The organism is Streptomyces sp. SID3343, assembly GCF_009865215.1.
In the GTDB taxonomy this organism is placed as follows: Bacteria; Actinomycetota; Actinomycetes; order Streptomycetales; family Streptomycetaceae; genus Embleya.
Genome location: NZ_WWJX01001184.1, coordinates 1 through 3,475, shown reverse-complemented (window position 1 = coordinate 3,475; position 3,475 = coordinate 1). Strand labels below are relative to the sequence as shown.

3 protein-coding genes and 1 pseudogene are annotated in these 3,475 nt (G+C 71.9%); all 4 read left to right on the top strand.

What is annotated here, in order from left to right; all coding sequences use genetic code 11:
- Positions 1 to 129 precede the first annotated feature (129 nt).
- Entirely contained in the window at positions 130 to 597 is a 468-nt protein-coding gene (locus GT354_RS37335) for a ribose-5-phosphate isomerase (protein WP_161360823.1), read from the top strand.
- A gap of 243 nt (positions 598 to 840) precedes the next feature.
- Positions 841 to 1,668: an Fpg/Nei family DNA glycosylase gene (locus tag GT354_RS37330; RefSeq protein WP_161360822.1), complete on the top strand. Its 828-nt coding sequence runs from the start codon at positions 841 to 843 to the stop codon at positions 1,666 to 1,668.
- 34 nt (positions 1,669 to 1,702) lie between these two features.
- The gene (locus GT354_RS37325) at positions 1,703 to 2,833 is read left to right on the top strand and encodes a PP2C family protein-serine/threonine phosphatase (protein WP_346012347.1); all 1,131 of its coding nucleotides are present in this window, start codon (positions 1,703 to 1,705) and stop codon (positions 2,831 to 2,833) included.
- Positions 2,834 to 3,014: 181 nt separating this feature from the next.
- Positions 3,015 to 3,475, top strand: a pseudogene (locus GT354_RS37320) (hypothetical protein); the annotation flags it as partial.

Sequence of the window (3,475 nt, the reverse complement as noted above, 5' to 3'; positions counted from 1 at the left end):
CCACCACCATCCGGCCCGCCGGTCCGCCGCCCGCGCGGCCGCCGCGAGGGCCGGGCTCCACGGACACGCCGCCGGGCGGATTCCGGCCCTGACGGGACGTCGGCGAGCGCGCCTGAGAGACTGCCGGACATGCGCGTTTACCTCGGCTCCGACCATGCCGGCTACGACCTCAAGCAGCACCTCATCGCGTGGCTCGACGCCAACGGCCACGAGGCCGTCGACTGCGGCCCGGCCGTCCAGGCCGACTCCTACGACTACCCCGTGTACTGCCTGCGCGCCGGCGAGCGGGTCGCGTCCGACGCGGGCAGCCTCGGCGTCGTCCTCGGCGGCTCCGGCAACGGCGAGGCCATCGCGGCCAACAAGGTCAAGGGTGTGCGCTGCGCGTTGGTGTGGAGCGAGGAGACCGCGTCGCTGGCCCGCGAGCACAACAACGCGAACGTGATCGCCATGGGCGCGCGCATGCACTCGCTCGACGACGCCACGAAGTTCCTGGAGGTCTTCGTGAACACGCCGTACAGCGAGGCCGAGCGGCACACGCGCCGGATCAACATGCTCACCAAGTACGAGAACACGGGCGAGCTGCCGAACCTTCCGTAGCCGACCGCACGCGTTCCGGCCGTTTCGGCCGCGGGTCCCCTCACCCGCGGCCGGTTCGGGGCGCACGGTCTCGGGCCTCGACGTATCGGCCCACCCGGTTCCGGGACGACCCGGAGCCGCACCACGATCCCGCGAAACCCTCACGACGCCCCCGACGGGCCCGCCCGTCGGGGGCGTCGGCGTTGTCGGTGCCGATCGGTACCGTTGGTCGTACCCACCCGTTCGACGCACGTTGGAGGCCGCATGCCCGAGGGCCACACCATCCACCGCCTCGCCGACACCCACGCCGAGGTGTTCGACTCGCTGCCGCTGCGCCTGAGCAGCCCGCAGGGGCGGTTCGCGGAGAGCGCGGCGCTGCTCGACGGCGAGCCTTTGGTCGCCACCGACGCGCACGGCAAGCACCTGTTTCTGGAGTTCTCGGGCGAGCGCTTCGTCCACGTGCACCTGGGTCTGTACGGCACGTTCACGTTCGGCGCGGGCGAGCGGCTGCCCGAGCCGGTCGGCGCGGTGCGGCTGCGGATGGCCGCGAAGACGGCGACCGGTGCGGCCTGGGCCGACCTGCGCGGGCCGACCGCCTGCCGGCTGCTCACGCGCGCGGAGAAGGACGCGGTGCACGCGCGGCTCGGCCCCGACCCGCTGCGCCCCGACGCCGACCCGGGCGCCGCGTGGCGGCGGATCACCCGCAGCGCCAAGCCGATCGGCGCGCTGCTGATGGAGCAGGACGTGCTCGCGGGCGTGGGCAACGTCTACCGTGCCGAGGTGCTGTTCCGGTTCGGCGTCGACCCCCAACTGCCCGGCAAGAAGCTCACCCGCGAAACGTGGGACGGGATGTGGGCCGACCTGGTCGTGCTCATGCGCGAGGGCGTGCGGCTCGGCCGGATCGACACGGTGCGGCCCGAGCACACCCCGGAGGCGATGGGGCGCGAGCCGCGCAAGGACGACCACGGCGGCGAGGTGTACGTCTACCGGCGCACCGACGCGCCGTGCCTGGTGTGCGAAACCCCGGTCAAGACCGTCGAGTTGGTCGGCCGCAATCTCTTCTGGTGTCCGACCTGTCAGCCGACGGCGTAACCTCCGGTTGGTTCCGGTTCGGTAGTGTCGCCGGGTGGCCGCGCCGACGAGCAGCAGGACCCGAGGACGCCAGGCCGGACAGCGCGCGAGCCTGGCGCGGCTGCGCCGCCGGGTCACGTCCTGGCTGCGGCACCACGTACTGCCCTCCGACGGCTTCGCGCTCGCGGGGCTGCTGGGCGCGGTCACCGCGTGCGGGCTGCTCTGCGATGTGGACGACGCGTGGTTTCCCGCGACGATGATGGTGCTGCCGATCCTGATCGGCGGCCTGGTGCTGCGGATGCCGAGCCTGCTCCTGCTGTACGCGGCCGGCGCCGGCGTGTTGATCGCGCAGAGCCGGGTGCACGACCCCGACGAGGTCACCCCCGGCACGATCCTGGTGGTGGGCGCGGTCGGCGCGATCGTGGTGCTGATGGCCCGGATGCGTACGCGTCTGGGCGTGCAGTGGACGCGCGGCGAGTCGATGCTCTTCGACTTGCGAGACCGGTTGCAGGCGCAGGGGAAGGTGCCGGCGCTGCCGCCCGGATGGCACACCGAGGTGGTGCTGCGGCCCGCGGGCGGCCAGTCGTTCTCCGGTGACTTCCTGGTCGCGACGCGCGGTACGAGCGACGGGCCGACCCTGGAGATCGTCCTCGTCGACGTCTCCGGCAAGGGCCTGGACGCGGGGTCGCGCGCGCTGATGCTCTCCGGCGCGTTCGGCGGCCTGCTCGGGTCGCTGCCCCCGCACGGCTTCCTGCCGGCCGCCAACGACTACCTGCTGCGGCAGGAGTGGGACGAGGGCTTCGCGACGGCGGTGCACGTCGTCCTCGACCTGGCATCGGGCGAGTACGAACTGCTTTCCGCCGGCCACCCACCGGGCGTGCACTGGATCGCCGCGACCGGTCGATGGGACGTCGTCGAGGCCGAGGGCCCGCTGTTGGGCGTCCTGGACGACGCCCACTTCAAGGGCGTGCACGGCCGCCTGCGCACGGGCGACGCGCTGCTGTTGTTCACCGACGGCATGGTCGAGATGCCGGGCGAGGACATCGCCACGGGCATCGACCGCCTCCTGGGCGAAGCGGAGCGCCTGGTCACGGACGACTTCCGCGACGCGGCCTCGACGATCGTCGCGAGAGCGGGCCGCAACGAGGGCGACGACCGAGCGGTGGTCCTGCTGCGGAGGCTGTGAGCTCCCGGATGGACCGATGCGCTCCGATCCGACGTCCGCGGCAGGGCATGCCGCAATAGACACCTCGCTTGTCGTCTCGCCGAGATTCTGCGGTTTCACGACCGCCCGTCGACGCTTTTCGGTATCGCCTCAACGGTCGGCTGTCGGTGCCCTACCGTGAACGCAGGACAGTCGTCGTGCGGTGATTCCGGAGGTGGCGATCGTGATCGACGACCGGTTGACAGGTGCGGCCGCGAGAATGGCCCGGGAAATACCGACCCCGTTCCATGTGGTCGATCCCGACGGCGTGGAACGGGATTTCGTCGCGATGGACAAGGCGTGGCGAGAATGGTTTCCTCGTTTCACTCTCGCGTATTCGTACAAGAGTAATCCGCTCGCGGCCTTCACCCGGCTGCTGTGTTCCCTGGGCGCGGTGGCCGAGGTCGTCTCGGGGCCCGAACTGCAGACCGCGCTCGACGACGGCTTCGCGCCGCAGGACATTCTTTTCGACGGCCCCGTGAAAACCCCCGCCGAATCGGCGCGTGCCGTGGCTTTGGGCGTGGGCCTCCAGATCGACTCGGTCGCCGAGGCCGAGCACCTCGCCGCCGCCGGCCGTGGTTCGGGCGCCGCGCCGCGCGTGTGTCTGCGGCTCGCGGTGCCGAC